3 protein-coding genes are annotated in these 3,243 nt (G+C 73.6%); 2 read left to right on the plus strand and 1 reads right to left on the minus strand.

Annotated features, from left to right (window positions below):
• Window positions 1-1,303 (plus strand): M20/M25/M40 family metallo-hydrolase (locus HUW36_RS28925; protein WP_174531017.1); only part of this gene is annotated, 1,303 nt, incomplete at its 5' end.
• Window positions 1,304-1,331: 28 nt separating this feature from the next.
• Here HUW36_RS28925 and HUW36_RS28930 read toward each other — a convergent pair.
• Window positions 1,332-1,859 (minus strand): GNAT family N-acetyltransferase, encoded by a 528-nt coding sequence (locus HUW36_RS28930; protein WP_246248375.1) that lies wholly within the window; start codon window positions 1,857-1,859, stop codon window positions 1,332-1,334.
• 59 nt (window positions 1,860-1,918) lie between these two features.
• On the opposite strand from HUW36_RS28930, the gene HUW36_RS28935 reads away from it, so the two are divergent.
• The gene (locus HUW36_RS28935) at window positions 1,919-2,551 is read left to right on the plus strand and encodes an MFS transporter (RefSeq protein WP_174531019.1); all 633 of its coding nucleotides are present in this window, start codon (window positions 1,919-1,921) and stop codon (window positions 2,549-2,551) included.
• Window positions 2,552-3,243 lie beyond the last annotated feature (692 nt).

Below are 3,243 nucleotides of genomic sequence, written 5' to 3' on the forward strand. Positions count from 1 at the left end.
CGGCCCGGGCCGCCCGGCCCGACCGCAGCGGCCGGACCGCGAGGTGACCGCGCTGCTGCGCGAGATCGACAGGCACCGGATCGAGGCCACCGTCCGTCGGCTCGCCGCCTTCGGCACCCGGCACACCCTGTCCAGCCAGACGGATCCGGTACGCGGCATCGGCGCCGCCCGCGACTGGATCCACGCCCAACTGTCCGGGTACGCCGCCGCCTCCGGCGGTCGCATGACCGTCGAACTTCAGTCCTACGTGCAGCAACCGGCGTCCCGGATCCCGACCGCGACCACGATCACCAACGTGGTGGCGACGCTGCGCGGGGACGTCACGCCGGAGCGGGTGTACGTGATCACCGGTCACTACGACTCCCGCGCCACCGACGTGATGGACGCGGTCAGCGACGCGCCGGGCGCCGACGACGACGCCTCCGGCGTGGCCGTGGTCATGGAACTGGCCCGGGTGCTGGCCACCCGGCGCAGTGAGGCCACCATCGTGCTCGCCGCGGTCGCCGGGGAGGAGCAGGGACTGTACGGGTCGGCGTACCTGGCCGGCCGGCTCAAGGCGGCGGGCGTGGACGTGCAGGGCATGTTCAGCAACGACATCGTGGGCAGCAGCACCGCCGACGACGGCACCCGCGACCCGCGTACCGTCCGGCTCTTCGCCGAGGGCGTGCCGACCGCGGAGACTCCCGCCGAGGCGAGCGTGCGGCAGTCCGTCGGCGGCGAGAACGACTCGCCCTCGCGGCAGCTCGCCCGGTTCGTCAGCGACGTGGCCGAGAACTCCGCCACCGGCATGGACGTGCGTGTCGTCTACCGGCGGGACCGATACCTGCGCGGCAGCGACCACATCTCGTTCCTGCGCGAGGGGTGGCCGGCCGGCCGGTTCACCGAGCCCGCCGAGGACTTCGCCCACCAGCACCAGGACGTGCGGATCGTCGACGGGGTGCAGTACGGCGACCTGCCGGAGTTCTGCGACTTCGACTACGTCACCCGGGTGGCCCGGGTGAACGCCGCGACGCTGTGGTCGCTGGCCCAGGGGCCGGGCACGCCGAAGGGCGTAATCGTGGTGACCACGAACCTGACGAACGACACCACGCTGCGCTGGCAGCGCGGACCCGAGCCGGACCTGGCCGGCTACGAGGTGGTGTGGCGGGAGACCACCGCGGCCGAGTGGCAGAGGGTGCTGCCGGTCGGCGACGTCACCGAGGTGACCGTGGACCTGTCCAAGGACAACGTGTTCTTCGGCGTCCGCGCGGTCGACCGGGCCGGTCACCGCAGCCCGGTCGCGTTCCCGAAGCCGGGCAGCTGAGCCCGCACCGCCGCCGGCGCCGGGTGGCTCAGCCCGGCGCCGGGGCGGTGATCGCCCAGCGCTCGTGGTCCCGCCACGCGCCGTCGATGAACAGGTAGTCCGGGGAGAAGCCCTCCAGCCGGAAGCCCAGCCGGCGGGCCAGCCGCTTCGACGGCTCATTGCCCGGTTGGATGTTGGCCTCCAGCCGGTGCAGCCCGAGCGGCCCGAACGCGTGGGCGATCACCAGCCGCACCCCGGCCGAGGCGTGACCGGTACCCGCGTACGGGCGGAAGGCGGCGTAACCGAGGTAGCCGCCGCGCAGCGCGCCGAGCACGATGCCGCTGATGGTCGCGTACCCGGCGATCTCCCCGCTGGCCCGGTCACAGAACAGGAAACCGGCACTGTCCCGTCCCCGGATCTTGCGCAGGTACGCCGCGTACCGCTCGCCGTCGTCCGGCGCGGACAACCACGGGTGGTGCAGGTCCCGGCTTCGCCGGGCGGCGGCGACGAACTCGGCCTCGTCGCCGGGGCGGGGACGGCGGATCGCGACACGCCCGTCGCTGCGCAGGTATCTCACGGTGCCCACTCTCGGCCACCGGCTCGCCCCCCGGTCGGGCGGGGTCGCTGCCGTCGGTCGTGCCGCCCGGGCGACTGGAACAGGCGAACAGCCGGCTCTCCGCCACCTTGGCCGGTGGGCTGGCCGGCAGCACGCTGGCGACCCGGCTGCGCTCCCGGTTCGGCGCGCCCGTCCTGCTGCGGACAGGGCTGCTGGTCGAGGTCGGACTCCAGGTCGTGCTGGGCACCACCCGGGAGCCGCTGGTCGCCGGGGCGGCCCTGGCCGTCTGGGGCGTACACGCCATGGTCTGGGGCGTCCTGGTGGTGTCGCTCCGCCAGCGGCTGGTGCCGGATCGGCTGCGGGGCCGGGTCAACGGCGCCTACGCCCTCGCGGACCTGGGTGGCGCGGCGCTCGGCACCGTCGCCGGTGGTCTGCTCGCCACGGCCACCGGGAGCATCCTGCAGCCACCGCTGCACCCGGTCCGGGCCTCCCCGATGCCGCCGCCTCGGCGCAGTGCGGGTCCGCCTGGACGGTGCGCTGATCAGCACGCCGCCTGCCACCGCACCCAGGACGGACCGGACGCAGCTCGCGTTCCCACAGCACTCACCCCTGCAACGCCTTTCGAGCTGATATCAGAAACGACTCGGGGCGTCGGTGCCCGCCCACGACGAGAGCATGAGTCGTTGACGGCATCAGCTCGAAAGGCACCGTGACAGGGCGCCGCCCGGCCCGGGCGGGGTCACCAGACGCCCCCGTCGGTGATGTCCACCGGCCGGACGCCACGCCTCGAGATCCTGGTGGGAAAGTGCCCCGATGAGGGCCGCTTCGTGCCAAGATCTCGGGACCGTCGACCAGATGCCGGCGTCGGCGCGGAGAGGGTCGGAGATATAGCCCTTGATGTCCGGTTCTGGCGGGGGCGTGGGGGTGCGGGCTGTGAAGACTCGGCCCGTGTGCCGGGTTGGGTGGTGGTCGGTGCCACCGTCAGGGTGGAATCGGTGCCGGGGGTCAGGCGTTGTACCGGGCAGACCGCGTGGAGCCCTGGCCGGTACGAGCCGGCAGGCAGCCCCGGTCGGAAATGACCGGCCACCGGTCGTCGTTACATCCCCCGACCCGGCAGGCCGCACCACCGGCCAGCGCCCGGGTCGGAATGACCGGCCACCGCCGGTGGTTACATCCCCGGGCCACCCGAGCAGGCCGCCCCCGTGGCCGCCACCGAGCCCCTTCCCGTGCAGGCCCCCCGGGGGCCGCCGGATCCGCAGACTTTCCCCCCTCGCACGGCACCCCCCCTGTGCCGTGACCCCCACTTTCAGGGAGGCAACCATCATGGCTACCACTCTGCTGCGCACCACCGTTCTGACCGCTGCTGGTATCGCCGCGACCGCCGGTGGTATCGCCGGCCCCGCGA

This window comes from Micromonospora maritima, from assembly GCF_902825405.1.
GTDB classification, from domain to species: Bacteria; Actinomycetota; Actinomycetes; order Mycobacteriales; family Micromonosporaceae; genus Micromonospora; species Micromonospora maritima.